The 23,080-nt window shown below is 41.2% G+C and carries 20 protein-coding genes, 1 rRNA gene and 1 other annotated feature; of the genes, 11 read left to right on the forward strand and 10 right to left on the reverse strand.

Annotation, left to right across the window (positions count from 1 at the left end):
* From rrf to cls, 7 genes are all read left to right on the forward strand, one after another.
* A 5S ribosomal RNA gene (gene rrf / locus CSV76_RS08755) occupies window positions 1-96 on the forward strand; the annotation flags it as partial.
* 708 nt (window positions 97-804) lie between these two features.
* Window positions 805-1,611 (forward strand): YihY/virulence factor BrkB family protein, encoded by an 807-nt coding sequence (locus CSV76_RS08765; protein WP_085427784.1) that lies wholly within the window; start codon window positions 805-807, stop codon window positions 1,609-1,611.
* On the forward strand, window positions 1,608-2,279 hold the full coding sequence (locus CSV76_RS08770) for a response regulator transcription factor (RefSeq protein WP_099625329.1): 672 nt from the start codon (window positions 1,608-1,610) through the stop codon (window positions 2,277-2,279). The genes CSV76_RS08765 and CSV76_RS08770 overlap by 4 nt, the downstream gene beginning before the upstream one ends.
* Window positions 2,276-3,655, forward strand: a complete 1,380-nt coding sequence (locus CSV76_RS08775; RefSeq protein ID WP_085427786.1) for a sensor histidine kinase — start codon at window positions 2,276-2,278, stop codon at window positions 3,653-3,655. Before CSV76_RS08770 ends, CSV76_RS08775 begins: the two co-directional genes overlap by 4 nt.
* A 74-nt stretch (window positions 3,656-3,729) precedes the next feature.
* The gene (locus tag CSV76_RS08780) at window positions 3,730-4,134 is read left to right on the forward strand and encodes a hypothetical protein (RefSeq protein ID WP_085427787.1); all 405 of its coding nucleotides are present in this window, start codon (window positions 3,730-3,732) and stop codon (window positions 4,132-4,134) included.
* A gap of 154 nt (window positions 4,135-4,288) precedes the next feature.
* Window positions 4,289-4,945: a hypothetical protein gene (locus CSV76_RS08785; protein WP_085427788.1), complete on the forward strand. Its 657-nt coding sequence runs from the start codon at window positions 4,289-4,291 to the stop codon at window positions 4,943-4,945.
* A 412-nt stretch (window positions 4,946-5,357) separates the two neighbouring features.
* Window positions 5,358-6,812, forward strand: a complete 1,455-nt coding sequence (gene cls / locus CSV76_RS08790; RefSeq protein WP_099625465.1) for a cardiolipin synthase — start codon at window positions 5,358-5,360, stop codon at window positions 6,810-6,812.
* Window positions 6,813-6,915: 103 nt separating this feature from the next.
* Here the strand turns inward: cls and CSV76_RS08795 are convergent, their stop codons facing one another.
* The 3 genes from CSV76_RS08795 to ahpC form a co-directional block, all read right to left on the reverse strand.
* Entirely contained in the window at window positions 6,916-9,054 is a 2,139-nt protein-coding gene (locus CSV76_RS08795) for a type IA DNA topoisomerase (RefSeq protein WP_099625330.1), read from the reverse strand.
* A gap of 530 nt (window positions 9,055-9,584) precedes the next feature.
* Window positions 9,585-11,114, reverse strand: a complete 1,530-nt coding sequence (gene ahpF, locus CSV76_RS08800) for an alkyl hydroperoxide reductase subunit F (RefSeq protein WP_099625331.1) — start codon at window positions 11,112-11,114, stop codon at window positions 9,585-9,587.
* A gap of 61 nt (window positions 11,115-11,175) precedes the next feature.
* Complete coding sequence (gene ahpC, locus CSV76_RS08805) at window positions 11,176-11,745, reverse strand: alkyl hydroperoxide reductase subunit C (RefSeq protein WP_085427820.1); 570 nt, start codon at window positions 11,743-11,745, stop codon at window positions 11,176-11,178.
* Between the two features lie 526 nt (window positions 11,746-12,271).
* Between ahpC and CSV76_RS08810 the strand changes: the two genes are divergently transcribed.
* Complete coding sequence (locus CSV76_RS08810; protein ID WP_099625332.1) at window positions 12,272-13,162, forward strand: stalk domain-containing protein; 891 nt, start codon at window positions 12,272-12,274, stop codon at window positions 13,160-13,162.
* A 233-nt stretch (window positions 13,163-13,395) separates the two neighbouring features.
* Window positions 13,396-13,634 (forward strand) — a binding site (T-box leader).
* Between the two features lie 60 nt (window positions 13,635-13,694).
* Window positions 13,695-15,281 (forward strand): 2-isopropylmalate synthase, encoded by a 1,587-nt coding sequence (locus tag CSV76_RS08815; RefSeq protein ID WP_099625333.1) that lies wholly within the window; start codon window positions 13,695-13,697, stop codon window positions 15,279-15,281.
* A 42-nt stretch (window positions 15,282-15,323) separates the two neighbouring features.
* On the opposite strand, the gene yedF is transcribed toward CSV76_RS08815, so the two are convergent.
* From yedF to CSV76_RS08845, 6 genes are all read right to left on the reverse strand, one after another.
* A complete protein-coding gene (gene yedF / locus CSV76_RS08820) occupies window positions 15,324-15,563 on the reverse strand; it encodes a sulfurtransferase-like selenium metabolism protein YedF (protein ID WP_199173049.1) in 240 nt (79 codons plus the stop codon).
* Window positions 15,553-16,761 (reverse strand): selenium metabolism membrane protein YedE/FdhT, encoded by a 1,209-nt coding sequence (gene yedE, locus CSV76_RS08825; RefSeq protein WP_099625334.1) that lies wholly within the window; start codon window positions 16,759-16,761, stop codon window positions 15,553-15,555. The genes yedF and yedE overlap by 11 nt, the downstream gene beginning before the upstream one ends.
* A 133-nt stretch (window positions 16,762-16,894) precedes the next feature.
* Window positions 16,895-17,464: a nitroreductase family protein gene (locus CSV76_RS08830; protein ID WP_099625335.1), complete on the reverse strand. Its 570-nt coding sequence runs from the start codon at window positions 17,462-17,464 to the stop codon at window positions 16,895-16,897.
* A 118-nt stretch (window positions 17,465-17,582) separates the two neighbouring features.
* Window positions 17,583-19,115: an AbgT family transporter gene (locus CSV76_RS08835; protein ID WP_099625336.1), complete on the reverse strand. Its 1,533-nt coding sequence runs from the start codon at window positions 19,113-19,115 to the stop codon at window positions 17,583-17,585.
* A gap of 274 nt (window positions 19,116-19,389) precedes the next feature.
* On the reverse strand, window positions 19,390-20,232 hold the full coding sequence (locus tag CSV76_RS08840) for a YitT family protein (protein WP_085427826.1): 843 nt from the start codon (window positions 20,230-20,232) through the stop codon (window positions 19,390-19,392).
* Between the two features lie 146 nt (window positions 20,233-20,378).
* Entirely contained in the window at window positions 20,379-20,813 is a 435-nt protein-coding gene (locus CSV76_RS08845; RefSeq protein WP_099625337.1) for a hypothetical protein, read from the reverse strand.
* 133 nt (window positions 20,814-20,946) lie between these two features.
* On the opposite strand from CSV76_RS08845, the gene CSV76_RS08850 reads away from it, so the two are divergent.
* Together CSV76_RS08850 and CSV76_RS08855 are read left to right on the forward strand one after the other, a co-directional pair.
* Window positions 20,947-21,852: a DMT family transporter gene (locus CSV76_RS08850; protein WP_099625338.1), complete on the forward strand. Its 906-nt coding sequence runs from the start codon at window positions 20,947-20,949 to the stop codon at window positions 21,850-21,852.
* A complete protein-coding gene (locus CSV76_RS08855; RefSeq protein WP_099625339.1) occupies window positions 21,852-22,334 on the forward strand; it encodes a cupin domain-containing protein in 483 nt (160 codons plus the stop codon). The genes CSV76_RS08850 and CSV76_RS08855 overlap by 1 nt, the downstream gene beginning before the upstream one ends.
* Before the next feature lie 61 nt (window positions 22,335-22,395).
* On the opposite strand, the gene CSV76_RS08860 is transcribed toward CSV76_RS08855, so the two are convergent.
* A complete protein-coding gene (locus CSV76_RS08860; protein WP_099625340.1) occupies window positions 22,396-23,046 on the reverse strand; it encodes an SDR family oxidoreductase in 651 nt (216 codons plus the stop codon).
* Window positions 23,047-23,080: the final 34 nt, after the last annotated feature.

Consider the following 23,080-nt stretch of genomic DNA (forward strand, 5'->3'; position numbering starts at 1 on the left):
GGTCACACCCGTTCCCATACCGAACACGGAAGTTAAGCTCTTCAGCGCCGATGGTAGTTGGGGGTTTCCCCCTGTGAGAGTAGGACGTTGCTAGGCACGCGAAGCCATTCCCTTTGGGGAGTGGCTTTTTTGTGCTTTCAGGGAGAATAAGTCATCGTTAATGGATGGATGATTCCTTTATTTCTTGTGTTACCATTCTATTTAATTATGATCAATCGTCCCCCGTAAGCGCTCTATCTATTGCGTTGATCGCTCTATTGGCGTCGCTGAGTGCTCTATTCCTCGCCGTGGCCGCTCTATCTGCCGTGCTCAACGCTCTATAGCCTCTGAAAACCGCCCATAGCCTTCATTTTCCACTATGATTATCTGTGTCGATCAATTATCCTCTATAAGCGCTCTATCTACTGCGTTGACCGCTCTATTGGCGTTGCTGGGTGCTCTATTCCTCCCCGTGACCGCTCTATCTGACACGCTCACCGCTCTATCATCCCCCATAACCGCTCTATTGACGCCGCTAAGTGCTCTATCCCTCACCTTGTCCGCTCTATCAATCACGCTCACGGCTCTATAATCCCCCAAGATCGCTCATAGCTCCCATTACGTGTTTACTTACTTACTCTCCCTTCTCTATCCAAAATACAGACGAACTATCTTCCAGAACCAGCAACTCACTGTCATGTACTCTCAAAAACAAAAAAACCAGACTATTTATTTCCCCTACAAAAACTCATTTAACTTAATAGTCTATGGAAAGTTAGGGTATATTGATAGTAAGAGACGTACGATAGCAGGGGAGGGGATTTTATGGTTATAACGATAATCAAGCGGTTTTTTAAAGAACGCTTTTTTGATCAGGCGGCTCAGAATGCTTACTACATGTTGCTTTCCGTGTTGCCTTTTTTACTTGTAGTGCTATCGATTGTACAATTTCTGCCTGTGCAAGAGGCTAGTATTTTAGCGTTATTACGTCCGTTCGTCCCAGAGGAGTCTTTTCGGCTGATTGAGCAGAGTGTTCAGTCTATGCTTTATAAAAGTCATGGCAAGTTGCTCGTGTTGAGCGCGTTGGCCGCGTTGTGGACGACGTCTGTTGCGGTCCAATCCTTTGCCCGATCATTGGATTTAGCAAACAGGAGGCTTTATCAGCAGCCGTTGTGGGTGAATATAATCCGTAATATAGGTGTAACGATTCTATTCATGCTTATCGTTCCGATGTCGCTATTTTTGCCTTTGATTGAAAAGCTTTTACATACCGTGATTGCATATTATGATGTGCTGGATGCATGGGAAGGCTGGTTATATATTTGGCCGAATATTAAATGGGGACTCGGTACGTTTTTCTTGTTCTTGTTCTTTTTATTATTTTATCAATTGATGCCAACTGGAAAGATGAAGTGGAAAGAGGCGTTACCGGGTGCAATACTCTCAGCATTTGGCTGGCAGTTTGTTTCATTGTTATTTGGGGAGTATGTATCACGGGTAGATTATTCGAGGCTGTATGGACAATTGGCAGGAATTATCATGCTTGTGTTATGGTTTTACTTAACAGCAGTGATTATTATTCTTTCAGGACTATTGAATGCAGAGTGGAGAAGGAAAGGGCGGTCTAAATGAAGATTTTAGTGGTAGATGATGATATACATATTTTAGATTTGGTTAGCATTCACTTGCGGCAGGCGGGATATACCGTTGTGAAGGCGATGAATGGATTGGAGGCACTTGAAGTAGTCGACAGAGAGTGGCCCGACTTAGCTGTGGTGGATGTGATGATGCCTGGTATGGATGGCTATGAACTGACGAAGAGGCTCCGTGAAGATACGGAGATTCCCGTGTTGCTATTGACAGCAAAGGGTGAGATGGAGGACAAGGAGCGCGGCTTTTTAGCTGGATCAGATGATTATTTGGTGAAGCCGTTTGAGCCGAAGGAATTATTGTTCCGCATCCATGCCATTTTACGTCGTTATGATAAAGCGGTAGATCAGATGATTCAGGTTGGACCGTTACTGATTAACCGAAAGAGTTATGAAGTTGTGCTTGGAAAGAAGTCGTTGCTGCTTCCGTTGAAGGAATTTGAATTGCTATCGGTGCTCGCATCACGTCATAGCCAAGTGTTCACGCGCGAGGTGCTAGTAGAGCGCGTGTGGGGCTTTGATTATGAAGGGGATGAGCAGACATTGAGTGTGCATATTAAGCGGTTGCGCGATAAGCTGGAGAAGCTAACAGATCAGGTGAAGATCGTTACGATTCGCGGTGTTGGCTATAAGCTTGAGGTTTCTGAATGAAATCGCTGTACGGAAAGTTTTTGCTGTTGACGGTTGGTATTATGATGCTAAGTGCAATTCTAGCCTTTCTTTCAGTGAACACGTATTATCATCGATATTTAAAAGCACAAAACGATACGAAGAATGTCAAAGTGGCTGAGGGGATTGCGTCTTTTGTTGAAGAAAATGATGGAATGGATCTATCCTCGTACTTTGATATGCTAGCCGATGTGGGATATAAGCTATTGGTTATATCACCGACAAGTAGCCCCACTATCTATGGCGAAGCGTTCCGTGATAATAATCTCGAAGAAGAAGCGATTCAAAAAGTCTACGCTGGCGAAGTATATCACGGTATGCGCGATTTAAAGGCGGAGACATTTGTGACTGGATACTTTTCCAATGAATCTGCCAATACAGTAGGAGTACCTTTTACGTACGGTGGGCAGACATATGCATTGTTCTTGCGACCAGATATTAAGATGCTGTTCACAGAAATTCACTATTTGCTAGGTGGTATGGTGATCGTCATGGCCATCATCAGTATTCTATCGATGCTCGTTGTAGCGCGTAAGTTGATTGCGCCGATTGTAGCTTTGACTAAGGCAACGAAAAAGGTTGGCGAAGAAGAATTTACTAGTGAGCTGTCTATTGATCGAAGTGATGAAATTGGGCAGCTTGCGAAGAGTTTTCAGCAGATGATTCATCGTCTTAATGAGAATGATCAGATACGTAAAGCGTTTATTAGTGATGTATCGCATGATTTCCAATCGCCTTTACTAAATATTAAAGGCTACGCGGATTTATTATCGGATGAAGCGTTGCCGACAGATGAACGTTTACGATATGCGGGAATCATTCAATCTGAAACGGAACGACTCTCGACATTGACTAAGCAGCTGCTACTATTGACGTCGCTTGATCAATTGATATCACCGCTGCAAAAAAAAGACTTCCGCGTGGATCAACAAGTGAAAGAAACGGTTCGTAAATTCCAGTGGTTAGTGCAAGAGAAAGAGATGTCTGTCATGCTTGAGGTTGACGACATCATTTTTGAAGGGGATCCTGCATTTCTAGAGAAAGTATGGGAGAATTTATTGTCGAATGCCCTGAAGTATTCACCGGATGGAGGGTCGATTGATATCCAGCTGACCGAGCAGTCAAATGAAGTCACTTTCTCGATTAAAGATACCGGCATTGGTATGACTGAAGAAACAAAGAATAGAATATTTGACCGTTTCTATCGTGCGGATCACTCAAGAACGCGTGAAGTAGAAGGTACGGGTCTTGGATTGTCAATTGTTGAACAAGTTGTGCGTCTCCATGATGGGCGTGTAGAAGTAGTCAGTGAGCTTGGTGAAGGTACGGAATTTATCATACACTTGCCAAAGCTGTAACCAGAAGTTCATCTTCCGTTCATCTTGGTGAGTTATAATGAGTGTAGTAGAAAGATGACGGGAGGAAATATAGTATGCAAGAAAAGTGGAGTATTCGATTAATACGTATTGCAGCAATTTTTGGTTTGATAGGTACAGTTTTAGGTTCACATATGGCGGGAGCAGGTTCTTATGCGTTTCGTCCAATTCACGCGCATATTTTGTTAGTGGGTTGGTTGTCGGTATTTTCTTGGGGAGTGTTCTACAAGATTTACCGTGTCCGTGCAAGAAAGTTATTAACACTTCAAGGCTGGACGGGTATTATTGGTGCAATTGGTTTAACCGCAGGCATGTGGTTACAATTTCTTCAACCGTTTAATATCAATGAAGTATTCTCTCTTGTGCTTTACATTGTAGGCGGTACTGTACTATTAGTAAGTTTTGCTTTATTCGTAGTAGTAACGTTTATGATTGAAAAATCACCTGCTGTGCGTAAATAAATCATCACCCAAGAATCCGGTTCATTCGGGGTCTTGGGTTTTTTAATGTCGAATTATAAGGGAAAGTTTTCAGTGATAATCAGCGGATTCAACAAATAATTCAAGACACCTATGACATACTAGAACGACCTAACAAATGAAGGAGCGAATGACCATGACTGCTCGCAATCGGTTTCACCTCATTATGATTTGTTTTACTGTCTTGATTGCCGGGACGTTGTTGATTAAACAGACAGCAAGTTCAGAACAACGGAAGATAGAAACGATAGGAATTGATTATGCTCAAATGAACCAATCGGTTGAGAAAGTGTTAAAAGATATGCCTGAAATGGTAGAAGAGCTGACATCTATTCAATCTGGTATTCGTAGCAACAAACTTGAAAGCTCATTTTCAACAAATAAGACAGAGTTTCGTTTGCGTGTGAACAATAATCTGACAGGAGAGGAGCACTCTTCACCATTCCTAAAAGGAATTGCGGAGAAGCAAACGGATCATTATCAAGATGCACTGGAAATAGCGGAAGAAGCTTATGGTATTACGGTAACGGAAGATGAAATAGACGCTTATATCAAAGAGAATGTTTCGACAGTTTGGGATGCTGAAAAACGAAAGTATGCGAAGTCCCTTCAATTAACATTGAATGAACTGGACTATTATTTCGATAGGGATGTCTATGTGATGAATGTACTATGGGAAAGAGTTTTGCCACTTGTTATGCAAGAGTTTCCAAGAGAACGTGGAGAGAGTGGACAAGCTTATGGGAAACGGATTAAGGAAGAGTTTTTCACAAGTATGGAAGATGAAGCTTAGTCATAGTGTAACACTTGGAACTTGCTAGGCACGGGTAATAGTAGAGCGTTAATACAAAGAGATGCGTAAGTTGAAAGTTTGAAGGAATAACTAGCGACATTTCCCGGGAAATTACTAAACTCATACTATATAAGCTAAGAGATTGTATAGTATGGGTTTGCTTATAAAGAAAAGTCAGTCTCCCATAGGACTGGCTTTTTGCTACGAGAAGAATTAATTACATTAAAAACGGCCATTCTATGTATCAATACGTACCCTTTCAATAATATAGTAATAAGGAAGTCAATTTAAAATACTAGACATAGTATATTTTAAATTACTGCGATAGCGTAGGCTCTATGCTATATTAAAGACTACCTTTTAATAGAAAGGGGTGGAAGAAATGATAGAGCTTGGAGGAATGATGGTCGGTATGGAATTGGGTAATATTCTAACAACTCTTTTATCTATTATAACCATATTAAACATTCTGCTACTGGCCTCAGTATTATTTATCGAAAGAAGAGATATTGGAAATACGTGGGCTTGGATCATGCTCTTGGTATTCATTCCTATTGCCGGATTCTTTATTTATCTGTTTTTCGGTCGCAGTTTGAAACAGAAAAACTTCTATAATCTTTCAGCCGCAGAAAGAAAGGCTGAGAAAACGGAAGTGGATAAACAACTACTACCCGAAAACTTGGCCATACTTGAAAATAATGCATTATTAAAAGAACATAGGGAATTAATTCATATGAATTTAAAATCCTCTCACGCACTACTTTCCAAAGATAATCATATAAAAATCTTTGATGATGGACATGCGAAATTTGCTGCGTTGTTCGAAGATATCAGTTTGGCGACTAAAGAGATTAATATTCAGTACTATATTATTCAGTCCGATTCCTTAGGTACTAAACTGCGTGATCTCCTAATTCAAAAGGCAAAAGAAGGAGTTAAAGTTCGACTTTTGTACGATGAAGTAGGATCTAAGAAGACGCCACCTAAATTCTATAATGATTTACGTGCAGCAGGTGGAAATGTAGAAGTATTCTTTCCATCCATGTTCCGTCTAGTGAACTTCCGGGTCAATAATAGAAATCACCGGAAGCTCTGTATTATTGATGGTGAAATTGCGTATATTGGTGGTTTCAATGTGGGGGATGAATACTTAGGTCTTAATAAGAAATTTGGGTATTGGCGTGATACACATTTCAGGATGACAGGTGGGGCAGTCAATCACATCCAAGGAAAGTTCATTCTTGATTGGCATCAAGCGGGTAAGAAAGAGCTAGGTGATTGGGGAGACTACTTATTCCAGACAGAAAAACAAAGTGGCACTAGTCCAGTACAGATTGTTTCAAGTGGACCAAACTCCGAGACAGAACATCTAAAAAATATGTACATCAAGTTATTATTATCGGCTAAAAAGACTGTCTACATTCAGACACCCTATTTTATCCCGGATACTAGCTTTATGGACGCCTGTAAAATTGCATTATTATCTGGTGTGGATGTACGGATTATGATTCCATGTAAGCCGGATCATCCGTTTGTTTACTGGGCTACTTGGTCTTATGTTGGTGATTTGCTTAATTATGGAGCGAAAATATTGTTGTATGAAAATGGTTTTTTACATGCGAAGACAATTGTCGTGGATGAAGAAGTAGCAGTAGTAGGTACTATGAATATTGATTCACGTAGTTTCCGTTTGAACTTCGAAGTAACTGCTATTGTTTATGATGAGATAGTAGCGGCGCAATTAACTGATCTATTCCGTCAAGACACCGAGTTGAGTTCGAAACTGACGAAAGAGCGCTATGAAGAGCGATCATTGCTCATTAAGTTTAAGCAATCGATTTCTCGTTTATTATCGCCTATTCTCTAATGGTTGTAAGTGCGTAATGCACTATTAATTGATTAATGTAGATGTGCATACGATCATATAAAAAGGAAGCAGCATGGGGCTGCTTCCTTTTTATATTTTTACGTTATGTAAAGACCAAGTTCAATTTTCCTTCTTTCAGTTCCAGTGAAGCATCGAACTTATTGCCATCTGCGGAGGTAAATCCTTTGATGACGTTAGTCTTACCTTTGGTACATAACAATTTGACTTGTGGGACGGTCAGTTTCTTTTTCAAGAACAGACCTGGAAAAGTTTGTTTACAGCCGTTTTTATAGTTACTGCAGCCGAAAAACTTTTGATGTTCAATAATCATGCCTTTATCGCATTTTGGACAAGGTGCAACTTCAGTTCGGGTGTACGAGCTCCTTCCTGAAGAAGGGCGTGGCGGCAGCACGATATCAATCGTTTGTTTTTCTAATTGGACGGGTACATCTTCAATCAGCTTTTGTATGAACTTTGTTACGCTGCCGAGGAAGTGCTGCCCCGTACCTTCACCATTGCCGATTTTCTTTAAGTATGTTTCCCACTTTGCGGTCATGGAAGGGCTGGCAAGCAGGCTGCCTTCGATTGTCTGGCAGAGTACGCGTCCTTTATCTGTAATGGATACGATATTCTTGTTTACAGCGATGTATCCGTGTTTTTTGATAGTCTCGATGATGCTGCTTCGTGTTGCTTCTGTTCCGAGACCTTCAATTTCCTTCAGAATATCCGTTTCGCTTTGATCTTCCACTAATTTCCCGCACGTTTTCATCATGGCGATGAGTTGACCTTCAGTATACGGTTTCGGAGGTTGTGTCGCGCCTTCTTTTATACCGATTTCACTTTGAACCGTTTCTTCTTTCGCAAGTGGCGGTAGGGTAGGTTCTTCTGCATCTTTTGCTTTGGTGGGTGCAGCAAAAAGTTCCTTCCAGCCTTTATCGCGCTCTGTTTTACCTGTTGTGAAGAATGGCAATCCGTTGACGTCTGTTATCACTTTCGTTTCAGTATAAAGATAATCCCTATGGAACATGGAGAGTGTAGTGCGTATAACTTCTTCATACAGATTGCGCTCGAGTGGTGACAACTTTGTCAGTGCGGCAGGAGTCGGCAGTTTTTTAGTCGGGATGATCGCATAGTGTTCTTGTACTTTTGAACTGTCAACATAGCGTTTTTTGGGTGTACGTGAAGCAACTTCAAACGGATGCTCTATTAACTTTTGGTAATCTTCAACCGCCTCAACTAAGTAATTGAATTCACTGGGCGTGATATGACGTGTATCGGTTCTTGGATACGATACTAGTTTTTTCTCGTAGAGCGTCTGCATCGTTTTTAACACGGTTGCGGGACTTGCTTTCCAGCGTCTGTTGGCTGTTGCCTGCAACGTCGAAAGAGAGTGCAACTGTGGCGGTGGTGTTCGTTTATCAGTATTCGTCAGCTCGCTAATTACACCAGGGGTCCGCTTCGTAATATTGCGGCTGTTTAATGCTTCCGCAATTAATTCACGTTTTGGTTCCTTGAGTTTTGCTTTTCCTTTATATGTACCGTGTTCCGCAGTAAAAATGGCTTCTGCTTCAAAAAATGGTTCAGACACAAATGTTTCAATTTCGCGTTGACGTTGGTAAATTAAATACACTGTTGGCGATTGAACGCGGCCAATCGGAAATACTTCTTCAATTCCTTTTGCCTTTAGGAGAAGGGTATATAACCGAGAACCATTCATTCCAACTAACCAATCGCTAATTTGACGGGCTTTCGCTTCCTCGTATAGTTGCAGGTCTTTCTTGTTGTCACGTAAATTTTCAAATCCTTTACGCACTTCATCTGCTTCCAGCGAGTTAATCCACAGTCGCTGGATCAATTGATTGCGGGCACCGGTCATATAGTAGATCGAATAAAAGATATTTGATCCTTCTCGGTCCACGTCACAGGCATTGATGACAGTATTCGTTCCGCGAATCAATTTCTTCACGACCTGAAACTGCTTATATTTCCCCTGGGCTACCTGAAACTCATAACGCTCGGGTAAGATGGGCAAGCTCCCAAGCGACCAACGTTTCCAGGACGGGTTGTACGTGTGCGGTTCTTTTAATTCCACGAGATGCCCGACACCCCACGTCAAAAAAGCCCCTTCCGGAAATGTCGGGCACGGATTGATTTCCATATAGCCGTCATGTTTTCGAGAAGTGAAAGCATCGGCATACGCTTTTGCCTGGCTTGGTTTTTCGGCTAGGATTACTGGTTTCATGGGGCACCTCTTTCAGATATACAAAGATTAGTTATCCTATAATGATAGCTTATTCAGGGGCGGAGGGCTAGTCTGTAAGTATATTGTTATAGGATGCCTAGTTTTCATTGAACTCAGAAATATTTTGGAACCTAGTGCTCCCTATAAGTACTTCGATATAAAAAAATGTGCGGAATTTATTACTACAAGGAAATACAGCTAAAATAGACGTGCGGGTTATCGCATAATGTAGTGTTTGATTAATTTATTTGAAAGAGAAGCGTGGAAGTCTTCTTCAAGTAAATCATCGTAAGGGTTACTGGGGGATTTTCGTAGGTTCTATACTCCGTAGGTCTTTAACAGATAGAAAACGGGTACAATTCGGATATATGTATAGATCCGAATTGTACCCGTTCGTACGCTCAAATTATTAAATTGCCGTATGTGAGCTTGTACGTACGATAGGGTGAAAGGGTCGAACGAGTCATGAGTCTGATTCGTTTATTTATCCCTACTTTAGGCACATGATTGCAATAAATCATGCCCAGCCATTAATTTCGAACTAGATAATCAAACGCACTCAAAGCAGAAGTGGCGCCTGATCCCATTGCAATAATGATTTGTTTGTGCGCGCTATCCGAGCAGTCTCCTGCAGCAAATACGCCAGGCACGTTTGTTGCACCGCGCTTATCGACAACAATTTCGCCGAACTTATTACGTTCAACTGAGTCGCCTAGCCAGTCGGTGTTCGGTACGAGTCCAATTTGAATGAAGACGCCAGCTAATTCGATGTGATGTTCTTCATTTGTGGCACGGTCAATGTACGTAATGCCATTTACACTATCGGTACCTGTAATTTCTTTCGTTTGAACATTTTTCAGTACAGTGACGTTCGAAAGGCTATGAAGACGATCTTGTAAAACAGAATCGGCTTTCAACTCGGAAGCAAACTCAAGAACTGTAACATGCTTTACAATACCAGCAAGGTCAATTGCTGCTTCAATGCCAGAGTTTCCACCGCCAACGACCGCAATATCTTTGCCTTCAAACAATGGACCATCACAATGTGGGCAGTATGCGACCCCTTTATTTCTAAATTCGGCTTCGCCAGGTACACCAATGTCGCGCCAACGGGCACCTGTTGAAAGGATAACGGATTTACTCTTTAGAACAGCACCGTTTTCCAGTTCGATTTCAATTAGGTCTTTCTTTTCCAAACGTTTCGCAAGCTGTAAATTCATCACGTCTACGTTGTACTCTTTCACGTGTTCTTCAAGACTTGCGGCAAGTTTTGGACCTTCAGTGCGAGTAACACTAATAAAGTTTTCAATCGTAGCCGTGTCCAAAATTTGACCACCAAAACGATCTGCTACAATACCTGTACGAATCCCTTTACGCGCCGCATAAATAGCAGCACTTGCACCTGCTGGACCTCCTCCGACGACGAGCATATCAAACGGCTCTTTATTTTCAAGTTCCGAAGCGTCTGGAGCACTCCCCATTTTGCCAAGGATTTCTTCCAGTGATATACGACCGCCTGAGAATTCTTCCCCGTTTAAAAATACCGTTGGAACAGCCATGATTTTTTTGCTTTCAACTTCTTCTTTGAATGCCGCACCATCAACCATCGTATGAGTTATGTTAGGGTTTAGGACACTCATAATGTTGAGAGCTTGGACAACTTCAGGACAGTTTTGACAGCTCAAACTTATATACGATTCAAAATGGTATTTACCTTCAACTGCTTTGATTTGATCCATCAGCTTTTGATCAACTTTTGGAGCACGTCCACTTACTTGTAATAAAGCAAGTACTAATGAAGTAAATTCATGTCCAAGTGGGACACCTGCAAAAGTGATGCCAGTATCTTCTCCGATACGATTTATACTAAAACTAGGCGTTCTTTCCAACTCAGTTCTCTCTACTTTAATGTGGGGTGACATCATTTCTAATTCATTCATTAAACCGTTCATGTCATTAGAAACTTGATCAGACCCCGTGCTAACTTTCAGAAGCACGTCATTTTCCATCATTTCGAGGTATTGAGCTAATTGTGCTTTTATATCTGGTTCTAACAAGATTAATCAAACTCCTCAATATTTTTATCTTTTAAAAAAAGCGGGGATGCCCCCGCTGTTTAAATTAAATTTTTCCTACAAGGTCTAGGCTTGGTTTAAGTGTTTTGCTGCCTTCTTCCCATTTTGCTGGGCAAACTTCGCCTGGATTGTTACGAACATATTGAGCTGCTTTTATTTTACCTACAAGAGTGCTTGCGTCACGACCGATGCCGTCAGCATTGATTTCTGCTGCTTGTACAACACCATCTGGGTCAATAATGAATGTACCGCGTTGAGCAAGACCAGCTTCTTCATCTAACACATCAAAGTTACGTGAGATCTTTTGTGATGGGTCACCAATCATAATATATCTAATGCTGCTGATTGCTTCTGAGTGATCATGCCATGCTTTATGTGTAAAGTGTGTATCTGTTGAAACAGAGTACACTTCTACGCCAAGTTCTTTTAGTGTTGCATATTGATTTTGAAGGTCTTCTAGTTCAGTTGGACAAACGAAAGTAAAGTCAGCTGGGTAGAAGCAAACAACGCTCCATTGACCTTTCAAGTTTTCATCCGTAACGTCGATAAACTCTCCGCTACCTGCATTGTAAGCTGAAGCTTTAAATGATTCTACTGTTTTACCAATTTGTGACATAAGTAAATTCCTCCTAAATGATATTTATAGCTAGTTTTGGCCATATTGCTAAAATCTAAACCGCATTCACTATAAAAGTTAATCGCCATCAACTAACTATAATAATTCTAATTACATAATCATTATCGTATAAGTGTAATTGATTGTCAACAGTTACACTTTGAAGAGTGGATATCATTGATATGTAATGTGTATTTTAAAAGGTTTTACTATTATGAACTACCTGTATCGTTATTGAAAAGGGAAGTTTGTAGCCTTGGATGTAGTTACTATATTATCAATTAAAAAACCTGTTTCTCGATTGGCTCTTGTTTTACAAGTTTATTGAAAACATTCAGTACTAACCTGATTGATTATAGTTAATTGGATCGGATCTTATGGAGGGGAATTGTTTAGAAGGTAGTAGAGGAGCTAACAAAAGAGCGTACTAAAGAAGCGATTAGATCAAATGCTTTTCTAAACGTTGTAACCTTTTCATATTTCATACGACTACTAAATAGAACATATATAAAGGAGCGTGTCTTTCATGAAATTGAATAAAATTATCCCGTTTGCGCTGTCTGCATTACTTGTAGGAAGTGTAGCGGTGCCTGGAATGACTTTTGCAAAAGAGAATGTGAAGACAGAAATGACATCGGATTTAAAAGCTTTTATTAAAGTGGAAGGAACAATTGAAGATGTTGAGAAAAATGATGGCTTGACTCTTTATACACTTAAAGGAAAAGAAGAACAATTCGTATTGGCTGTGAATGAAGAGACGCTCATTTACGATAATGCCGGAAAAAAGACCAAACTGAAAATAGGAGATAGCGTATCTGCGTATACAGATTCGAATAAACCAATGATCCTGATTTTTCCTCCGCAGTATACACCTGATGTAGTCATTGTGGAAAAGGATGAAGAAAGCACGGCGGTAGTTGGAATATTTGACGATGAATTGGTCGATCCATACTTGAAATTGCAGCTAAATGTAGATGATAGTTCAGATATTTCAAGTTCTTCAGGTGATCCAGTGAAGGTGGATGATTTGAAAGGGAACGACTTGCTAGTATTCTATAAAGAAACAACAAAAAGTATTCCTGCGCAGACTACACCAAAAAAAGTTGTTTTGCTTGATAAGATGGAAGCAGTAGATGAGGATGCTACAGTTGAGCAGATTATCGAAAATGATCAGTACATGGTCGATGGTGTGAAGATGGTTCCTCTACGTCTGCTTGCCGAAAAACTTGGATATGTAGTAGACTCTACGGGTGTTGGTGCCATAGTATCAAAGGGGGCACCATCTTACACGATTACCCGTGGTCAGAAGGAATACGGCTATAATAAATCATTGATGAAGTTTGAAGTAGCGCCAGAGCTTCTCGAACCGAATAAAACGTATGTCCCAGTGGCGCTTATAGAAGAAATGATGAAGTGAATAAATAGAAAAAAGGTAGATGCCGACGGGCTTCTGCCTTTTTCGCTATTTACATGGAGTTACTAAATTTCTAAACAAAGATATTTGGCTTTCCTAGTTTTCACCATGTCGCCTCTACGTCCTAGCTATTTGACGCAGCATTAGAACGAAGGTCTTGACAGAAAATATAAATAATTTACTTAAATCTATTGACAAAGATCTCAGGGATATGTAATATAACGTTCAATAGTATATCGCAGACTAAGAGTGGAACTAGTAGAAATGTTTTGTGTCTTTGTAGAGAACTGATGGTTGGTGGAAATCAGTAGGCGCACATTTTGAACTCATCCATGAGTCACTCCCTGAAAGTTTTACAGTAAGGGATGTCGGTTTCCTCCGTTAATGGGATAGACAGTGATGGCTGTCGATAAGTGGATTTGTCTCATAGGCAGATCAATTAGAGTGGTACCGCGAGTATAACCTCGTCTCTATATTTCGATATAGAGGCGGGGTTTTTTGTTGTTATTTTTTTATAAAAAGGGAGTGCATAGAGATGAGTAGAAAAATTTGGGTATTTGATACGACATTACGCGATGGAGAACAGGTGCCAGGGGCTAAATTGAATCTATATGAAAAAGTGGAGATTGCGCAACAACTCAAAAAGCTTGGTGTCGATATTATCGAAGCCGGATTTCCTGCTTCGTCTCAAGGAGATTTCGATGCGGTGAAAGCTGTCGCGCAGAGGGTAGGTAATACAAACGATATTATGATCACTGCACTGGCACGCGCAGTCCAAGCAGACATCGATTCAGTATATAACGCAGTAAAGTACGCAGAAAATCCGATGATTCATATGGTGCTGGGTACTTCAGATATTCATGTGGAGAAAAAGTTCAATAAATCAAAAGATCAGATCCTTCAAATAGGTGTTGATGCAGTAAAGTATGCAAAGTCATTAATGCCTCAAGTACAGTATTCAACAGAAGATGCTTCACGCTCAGAATTTGAGTACTTGTGGCATACAATCGAATCCGTCATGAAAGCGGGCGCAACGATGATCAACGTACCTGATACAGTTGGCTTTGCGGAGCCGGAAGAATTTGGGGCGTTAATTCATAAATTAAATGATCGCATGAAAAACTTGAATCCAGATGTACTATTAAGTATCCATTGTCATAATGACTTGGGGATGGCGACTGCCAATACTTTAGCGGCGGTGAAGAACGGCGCAGATAAAGTAGAGTGTACAATTAACGGAATTGGGGAACGAGCAGGAAATGCGGCACTTGAAGAAGTAGTAATGGCATTGAAAACAAGAAGCTCCATTTATAATGTCAATACACAAATCAACACGAAAGAGATTATGAATACATCACGTCTAGTATCTAGCTTCATGGGATTGGATGTGCAAGTGAATAAGGCGATTACAGGAGACAATGCTTTTGCCCATTCGTCCGGAATACACCAGGACGGATTATTGAAATCCCGTGATGCGTATGAAATTGTTCATCCAGAAGATGTAGGACTGGATGATATGGAACTGATTTTAACAGCGCGGTCAGGACGCCATGCGGTGAAAAATGCACTTGAAAAGCTTGGATTTACTCATATGAAACCTGAAGAATTTGAAGGGATTTTTGAAGGGTTCTTACTGTTGGCAGATATGAAAAAGGAAGTATATGATCATGATTTGTATATCATTGTAGAAAATTATTACGAAAAACATGATCAAGACAATGTAACAAATTACAGCGATCATTTCTTTGAATTTGAAGATCTGCAAGTTGTCAGTAACTCAAGTTTCCCATCAGCGAGCGTTAAGATTCGCAAAGGTGAAGAAGTCTTTAAATCGAGTGCTGTTGGAACAGGTCCGATTGATGCGCTATATTCCGCCATTGCAGAAATTACGAATATTCAAGTGAAATTGATTGGATACGATATTAGCAGTGTATCACGGGGCAAAGATGCGCTAGGAAAAGTGAAAATTACCATTTCGCATGAAGGAGAAAACTATATCGCAAAAGCAGCAGACACGGATATTTTGAAAGCGAGTGCACTAGCTTATATAAACGCGATTAATAGTGTCATTGTAGCTGGAATAAAAGAAACGACTATGAAAACGCATATTGTAAGTATTTAATTCAATATGAAAAGGCAACTATCCGCGGATAGTTGCCTTTTCTCATGCGTAAATATGAAACAAGTATTCCTGTCCGTTCTTTACAGGATCCTGCGCAAATTTATAACCGTGAGCGATCGCTTCTTCCGGTACGTTGCGAAAAGAGCCGGGGCAATCAGTGATGACTTGCAGTAACTCTCCTTTATTCATACCTTCAAGTGCTTCTAAAGTGTAAATCACAGGGTAGGGACACGACTCGCCACGAAGATCGAGTGTGAAGTCCGCTTCTATTTCAGCTTGCATGTACATTCATTCCTCTCTTTATTGTTAGCTTACGGTGGTAGCGTTTTTCTCCATATACCGTTAATGAATAGAGTCCACCAAGCATGAGCAAGGTGACAGAAATTGCACCAATTGGTCCCAATGTATCGAGTAAATTGATTTTTGCACCGCTCTTGACCAATATATTATAGACACCCAGGTGATCCCAAGCATAGGCAAGGAATGTAGCCCCGATAATATTGCCCGCAAATACTGGCAAGAACAGTAACTGTCCTTCCATCAAGCGATACATCATACCTGTTTCACAACCTGACGCCATGACAATGCCAAGTCCGAATAATATGCCACCTACAAATGTGCTAAGTGCTGCAATTTGCGTGATTGGCGTTAAGTCATAGATGGAAATGACAACGATCGTCAAAATGGAACTGACGGCCATACCCATAATAATTGCTTTTGCCATAATGCTACGTCCGACGAGAAATAAATCGCGGAATGCAGAAGTAAAACAAATTTGTCCCCGTTCAATTAGAATACCAAAGGCAAGGCCGAAAAGCGCACCGAGGCCAAGCAGTTTTTGTCCGGATGCAAAGAAGTATATAATGAGTCCTATGTAAAGGACTGCGATTGTTCCACCGACATACGGTTGGATTACGCGCTTTTTAAGTTGTGTCGGCTTCGCGTTACCTCGAGTCAACGAAGGCTTGCCTTTCCACCAGCGCGTTTTCGTCAGTTTGGCACCGAAGAAAGTACCGATGCCTGTTGCCATTATGAAGATCCATGAGTGAAAAGAGAATTGAGGAACGCCTGTAAAGAATGCAGCTAGATTACAGCCGAGTGCCAAGCGTGCACCGAATCCTGCAATAATTCCACCAACTAATCCTTGTACATAACGACGTTTCTGCTGCGGCAATCGGATTTTGAAACTATTGCTAAGCAACACCATAATGAGTGCGCCCGCGAACATTCCCCAGACAATCCAGCCATCTGGTCGGTTCCATGTCGCTCCCTGCAGATGTACCATGTCGAAATATTGCCAGCCTGAGATATCGACTCCAAATAATAATAAGAGGTCGCCTCCCAGTCTTGTAAATTCACCAGTTACTGCCCAAACGGTCGAAGTTAAGCCGAAATATACTGCACTAAGAATACCAGCTATCAATAAGACGAGATAAGGGTTCCAATAGCGTTGGAAAATAGGTTGAATCATTTTTTTCATTGGATCGTTGCCCCTTATAAAAGTTCTTTTTCTAGTGTATTCCTAATTGTACAGAAATCAAGTAATAATATACTAGTATCAAATAAAAAATACGATTACCAGCTTCTATAAAGTGAAGTGGTAATCGTATTTTTTATTTATCGATAACTTTCAAGACCTTGCGGATATCCGCGCGCTCTTCAGGTCGAGGCACATGTTTTGGGTAACCAATCATCAAGGTTCCAACAATTTTCTCATCTGATTTCACATCAATTGCGTCCTTAAATACAGGATCATGCGTCCAGTCGTTCGTAAGCCAGATCATGCCGATACCACGTTCCCATACTGCTAACTGGAAGTTCTGTATCATTGCAGAAACCGCAGCGTAATCTTCATCCCAACGCTTTTTACGTGAATCTTCGGGCATGATGACAACTAAATGCAATGGTATAGTGCGGAAGTAGGCCGCTTTGTTTTTTGCTTTATCTGTCACTTCTCCATCTCTCTTCTGAGAAGTTAGGAATGCTTCTATAAATTTCTCTTTGCCTTCATCCGCATATAATTGGAATCGCCAAGGTTCTGTCAGTTTATGATTGGGTGCCCATTTAGCTACATTCAGTAATTCGATGATCTCGTCTATATCGACTGGGTCAGCACTAAACTTCTTGATCGAGCGTCTACCCATGATCGACTTTTCTACGTCATTCTTTGCTTCATAGCTCATAATTGAAAACTCCTTTTCAATAGATAAAATCCCGCTAAATGAAAATCATTATCATCTACTATACTACCATAAAAAACCCCGCAAGAGCAAAGTAAGCTCTTACGGGGTAAAGATCTTCTTATTTTAAGTAATAAATAGGGGAACCAGGACCAAGATCGATACCTAGTAACATCCAAATGATTAACGTGATACTCCAGAATAGCAAGAAGAACATGGAATATGGGAACATAACGGAAACGAGCGTACCGATACCCATTTTCTTATCATACTTTTGCGCAAACGCGATGATGATCGCAAAATATGTCATGAGCGGTGAAATGATATTCGTTGAAGAATCCGCTACACGATACGCCATTTGCGTCAATTCAGGAGAATAACCAAGTTGCATCATAATCGGCACGAAGACTGGTGCCATCATGGCCCACTTCGCAGATGCACTGCCGATAAACAAGTTGATGAACGCCGCAATGACGATGAACATCAGTAATAGTGGTATTCCTTTTAAATTAATACTGTCAAGGAAGTTTGCGCCGTAGACTCCTAATACCAAGCCCATATTCGACTCAGAGAAGAATGCAACGAACTGACTCGCTGTAAACGACAGAACAATGAACATACCCATAGCAGCCATTGTCGTAGACATCATAGCTGCGACATCTTTATCATTGCGAATTTCTTTCGTTACTTTACCGTATACGAGACCCGGTACGAAGAACATGAACGCGATGATCGGCACAAGCGATTTCATGAACGGCGATTTGATGATTGGCATATCCGCTTCATCCCCACGCAATGGAGCACCTGGGAAAGCGACAAGAAGTGCAACGAGTATTCCTGCCACTACAACAGAAACACCAGCCAAAATCAAACCTTTCTTTTCAAGGCGAGTTAGTTTTTCAACTTTCTCACGGAATTCACCAGTATATTCACCGAGACGTGGCTCCACAATCTTTTCCGTAACCCACGCACCGACGAATGTCAGAACGATAACGGAAAATGCGATGAAGTAATAGTTCATGGCAATGTTCATACCTTCTGCATACTCGGGATTGATGATCGCTGCAGACATAATGGTTAATTCACCAAGCAATGCATCCGTACCGGAAAGAAGCAAGTTTGCACTGAACCCGCCGGAAACTCCGGCAAATGCTGCGGCTAGACCTGCAAGAGGGTGTCTACCGAGTGCCGCAAACAATACAGCACCTAGTGGCGGCAAAACAACGTATCCTGCGTCAGAAGCAACACTAGACATTACCCCTGCAAACACTAGTCCGAGGGTGATTAAACGTTTTGGTACGGACATGACAAAGCCGCGAAGCAATGCACTGATCAAGCCCGATCCTTCTGCAACCCCGATACCAAGCATCGTAATCAATACGACACCAAGTGGAGCAAAACCGATGAAGTTATCGGTCATATTCGTAATGATATAGTGTATACCCTCACTGCTAAGGAGATTATGTACTTCAATCATTTCGCCTTCTTTACCTGGATGCTCTGCGCTAACACCGAAGTACGAAACGATTGCGGAGATGACGATTACTAGTAAAGCCAAAAGGGCAAACAATGTAACCGGATGCGGCAAGCGGTTGCCGGTCTTTTCGATCATATCCAAAAACTTCTGGAAAAATCCTTTTTTCTGCGTATTCATGATGATCTCCTTTCGCTTAAAGAATGCTATTCTAACTATCACGAAAAAGTATTAATTTTTCAGACAAAGTCAAGTATATAAGAGAATTGCATTTAGTTAAATGCTTTATTGAAATAATTAAATTGGAAGATTGTTGCGAGTCTTGGGAGAAGGGTGAATAATAAAAAAACGAGAAAAAACCCACCTATAATTAGATGGGTAGAAAGGTATTGTGAACCCTTTTGGTTTACGTTAGAACTCGAAATATTTGAATCGTTATCGTTAGGTCTACAACTTACTTTGGACGTCTCTCTTTAAAACCACGTTTGAAAATCTCTTGTACATTATTGATTGTAACGTAAGCATCTTCGTCCACACTCTCCAAAATCCGTCGTAGCTGTACGATTTCCCCTTGGTTAATGATAATGTATAAAATTGCTTGTTTCTCAAGCGTATAACCGCCACGACCTTCAAGAATGGTGACCCCTCTACCCATCGTAGTGAGCAATTCCTTGCGAATGTCTTCCTGGTGTTTTGAAATAATCATTACAGCTTTTCGATCATCTGCACCGTCTACGATCTTATCAATTACTTTTGCCCCTACATATACCGCTACAAGTGTGAACATTGCCTTTTCTTTACCAATAACAAAAGCAGACAATAAAATGACAGTAATGTCGATAACTAGGACCGCTTTTCCTACACTCCAACCTAGCCACTGCTGAAGCATGCGGGCAACTGTAGTGCCACCTCCAGAAGTTCCACCGACACGGAAAATCAACCCAAGGCCGCCACCTACAAATAAACCAGCGAATAAAGCAGCAAGTAAAGTATCATGGCCCAACTGTTCTCCCCAGTTCTTTGTCAGTTCAAGGAAAATAGACATGAAAATGATTGTGATGACAGTATAAATAATTGTTCGTTTGCTGAAGAACCTATACCCAATCGCAACGAGCACCAAGTTAAGTATGAAACTGACAACGCCAGGTGACCATTCAAATAAATAGTATGTAATGATCGTAATCCCGATGACGCCACCTTCAGATAGCATATTCGGAATCGCAAAATAGTTAATTCCAATTGCGAAGATGAATGATCCTACAATCAAAGCGGCGTAATCCAGTAGTCTTCGTTGCATTCAATCACCCTTCTTTCGAAAAAAGCGACATACTATAGTATGCCACTTTTGTACTTTTATAGATTTTCAACTGTAAAGGTACTATACCTATCGTTCAACCTATTAAAACTTGTAAATTACCAAACACGGGTTGATACTCTTAGTGGTCAGTCAGCATCAATGAAAATTCCTTTAATAACAGGTACACCCTTATCATCTTTGCCGTCATACGTACCGTAAACGGAAACGTCGAAACCTTCCAGAATATCCGTACGTTCTCCAAGTCGGATATCCTTCACATATATGATTTCATCTGAAGATTCGTCTGCAGCGCTTTGTACAGCATAAACTCCTTGGTCAATAGCTGCTACCTTCCCAAGAAACTTCACTTTGGAATTGACGGGTACTTCATCGTTAGCGAACGCGGCATACTCTCGTTCGACTGTATCTTCTTTAAGACCTTCTTCTACACCGTCACTTGTCTGTTCTGTCGGTGCTGTTTCTTCGGTTGGTTCAGTAGATTCAACCGCTTCTTTCGGTTCGTCATTACTACAAGCTACGAGAAAAGCAGCAATTATCATCAGCATAAATAATTTTTTCATGTAAAATCGCCTCCATTAGTAATCATAAGGAACTTTTGCGCAAAAGAAAACCTTTGACTTCAATTGGAGTCATAAAAAGTTTGTGGGAATAGACTATAACAATCGGGTCAACGTAAATAGAAAGGATGGGGGAGTGAACAAGCTATTTACAAAATCAACTTTCGCGCTAATAGTATTAGTTGTGATTTGGGGTGTAAGTTGGCCCATTTATAAACTATCAATCGTTTATGCTCCGCCGTTATTATTCTCAGGAATGCGTGCTCTGCTTGGCGGTAGTCTGATCATATTACTGATGTTCAAGCTACGTGACAGATTACAATGGCGTCAGCATTGGCGAAAGTACAGTATTTCAGCTTTGTTCAACACCGTCCTATTCTTTGGTTTGCATACGATAGGCCTACACTATTTACCAGGGGGGTTATTCTCGGTACTCGTATATTTTCAGCCAGTCCTTCTTGGATTATTTGCGTGGATGTGGTTGGGTGAGACTATGACACCAATTAAGGTAACAGGATTATTGATTGGGTTCATCGGCATTATAGTAGTTAGCGCAGAACATTTTACAGCCCAGCTTTCCATACTAGGCGTGGTATTGGGCGTGCTGACGGCATTCTTTTGGGCACTGGGCGTTGTGTATGTCAAGAAAGTCAGTGAGGAAGTCGATGCATATTGGATGGTCGCGATGCAATTCACTATAGGTGGCGTAGTCCTGCTTGTACTTGGTTCCCTGGCAGAGAGTTGGTCTGCGATTGAGTGGGAATCGATGTATCTATTCGGCCTCGGATTTGGTGCGACGATGGGAATCCCAGTAGCTTACATCATTTATTACTCTCTTATTCGTGCTGGAGAGGCAAGTAAGATAGCAGTGTTTACCTTTTTAGTTCCGGTCATTTCAGTGTTCATCAGCACCGTATTTGTCGGTGAAGCGATGACACATACGCTATGGGGTGGCTTGTTGCTCGTCGTTCTCAGTATCTGTTTCGTTAATTATCGTAAGAAAGAACCTGTTATACTGCTACATACAGAAAACGAGGAGTGATGGATATGAACGCAGAAGAATGGATTGAATATTTACAGCTGGAACCTCATCCTGAAGGAGGGTTTTATAGATCGACGTATCGGTCGGAGGTAACTGCGAATTGTGCGCAAGGTGAGCGGCCTATGTATACGAGTATTTATTTTCTACTTCGTTCAGAAGATGTTTCCCATTTTCATCGTCTGCAGTCGGATGAAATCTGGTATTTTCATGGGGGCAGCTCATTAACGGTACATATGATTACGCCTCAAGGGCTATATGAGGAGGTATCAGTGGGTCTTGATCTACACAAAGGGGAAGTGCCACAATTTATCGTACCAAGAGATACAATCTTTGGCTCATCGGTGAAAGAGCCCAATACGTTTGCGCTAGTTAGTTGTATGGTATCGCCAGGTTTTGATTTTGCAGATTTTGAGTTATTTGAGCGGCATGATTTATTGAAGAAATATCCTGAATACGAAGAGATAATTAAAAAACTTACGTAAAAACGATCAGAAGTGTTGTGCTTCTGATCGTTTTATTTTAACTGTTTTTAAATTATTGGGATTATAGTTTTTCAATCGCTTCTGTAATTGGTGTGGACCCACCGATTACCTGAAACTCCTTGCCTATTGTGGAGTCGTTTTCAAGACATGCGAAGATAACTTCTGCGATATCTTCACGTGGTACTTCTTTAGGCTCGACAGTAGTTGCGGCTTCTACTTTGCCCGTTCCTTTGTCGTTTGTTAAAGCGCCTGGATGAATCATCGTATAGTCAAGGTCAGTCGAGCGTAACCATTCATCTGCATAGTGTTTTGCGACAACGTACGGAGCAAATGATTCCGGTGCTTCCTGGATCGCTTTACGTGTTGTGTCATATGAACTAATCATGATGAAGCGTTTTACATCGGCTTTCTGCGCTGCTTGTATAGTTTTAATAGCGCCGTCAAGGTCGATCATCATAGTTTTATCTGGACCTGTTTTGGGACCGGAGCCTGCTGTGAAGACGATCGCATCTACGCCGTCTGCTGCTTTTACGATGTCGTCCACTTCGCCTTCAAGATCTACAAGCACGGTTTCTGCACCGATTTTCTCAAAATGTTCTGCTTGCTCTTGCTTGCGGATCATGGCTTTCGCTTTCAGTGTATCGCTGTCTTGAATCAATGAAACTAACTGTTTTCCGATCTGACCGTTTGCACCTACAACTAAAACTTTCATGTATTTTCATCCTTTCGATATATAAATATAATAA

This window comes from Sporosarcina sp. P17b (genome assembly GCF_002743115.1).
GTDB lineage: Bacteria > Bacillota > Bacilli > Bacillales_A > Planococcaceae > Sporosarcina > Sporosarcina ureae_C.

What these genes read in the sequence shown, in the direction of transcription:
- CSV76_RS08765 (WP_085427784.1), top strand. Translation starts at nt 805, where the DNA reads ATGGTTATAACGATAATCAAGCGGTTTTTTAAAGAACGCTTTTTTGAT.
- CSV76_RS08770 (WP_099625329.1), top strand. Translation starts at nt 1,608, where the DNA reads ATGAAGATTTTAGTGGTAGATGATGATATACATATTTTAGATTTGGTT.
- CSV76_RS08775 (WP_085427786.1), top strand. Translation starts at nt 2,276, where the DNA reads ATGAAATCGCTGTACGGAAAGTTTTTGCTGTTGACGGTTGGTATTATG.
- CSV76_RS08780 (WP_085427787.1), top strand. Translation starts at nt 3,730, where the DNA reads ATGCAAGAAAAGTGGAGTATTCGATTAATACGTATTGCAGCAATTTTT.
- CSV76_RS08785 (WP_085427788.1), top strand. Translation starts at nt 4,289, where the DNA reads ATGACTGCTCGCAATCGGTTTCACCTCATTATGATTTGTTTTACTGTC.
- cls (WP_099625465.1), top strand. Translation starts at nt 5,358, where the DNA reads ATGGAATTGGGTAATATTCTAACAACTCTTTTATCTATTATAACCATA.
- CSV76_RS08795 (WP_099625330.1), bottom strand. Translation starts at nt 9,054, where the DNA reads ATGAAACCAGTAATCCTAGCCGAAAAACCAAGCCAGGCAAAAGCGTAT.
- ahpC (WP_085427820.1), bottom strand. Translation starts at nt 11,745, where the DNA reads ATGTCACAAATTGGTAAAACAGTAGAATCATTTAAAGCTTCAGCTTAC.
- CSV76_RS08810 (WP_099625332.1), top strand. Translation starts at nt 12,272, where the DNA reads ATGAAATTGAATAAAATTATCCCGTTTGCGCTGTCTGCATTACTTGTA.
- CSV76_RS08815 (WP_099625333.1), top strand. Translation starts at nt 13,695, where the DNA reads ATGAGTAGAAAAATTTGGGTATTTGATACGACATTACGCGATGGAGAA.
- yedF (WP_199173049.1), bottom strand. Translation starts at nt 15,563, where the DNA reads ATGCAAGCTGAAATAGAAGCGGACTTCACACTCGATCTTCGTGGCGAG.
- yedE (WP_099625334.1), bottom strand. Translation starts at nt 16,761, where the DNA reads ATGAAAAAAATGATTCAACCTATTTTCCAACGCTATTGGAACCCTTAT.
- CSV76_RS08830 (WP_099625335.1), bottom strand. Translation starts at nt 17,464, where the DNA reads ATGAGCTATGAAGCAAAGAATGACGTAGAAAAGTCGATCATGGGTAGA.
- CSV76_RS08835 (WP_099625336.1), bottom strand. Translation starts at nt 19,115, where the DNA reads ATGAATACGCAGAAAAAAGGATTTTTCCAGAAGTTTTTGGATATGATC.
- CSV76_RS08840 (WP_085427826.1), bottom strand. Translation starts at nt 20,232, where the DNA reads ATGCAACGAAGACTACTGGATTACGCCGCTTTGATTGTAGGATCATTC.
- CSV76_RS08845 (WP_099625337.1), bottom strand. Translation starts at nt 20,813, where the DNA reads ATGAAAAAATTATTTATGCTGATGATAATTGCTGCTTTTCTCGTAGCT.
- CSV76_RS08855 (WP_099625339.1), top strand. Translation starts at nt 21,852, where the DNA reads ATGGATATGAACGCAGAAGAATGGATTGAATATTTACAGCTGGAACCT.
- CSV76_RS08860 (WP_099625340.1), bottom strand. Translation starts at nt 23,046, where the DNA reads ATGAAAGTTTTAGTTGTAGGTGCAAACGGTCAGATCGGAAAACAGTTA.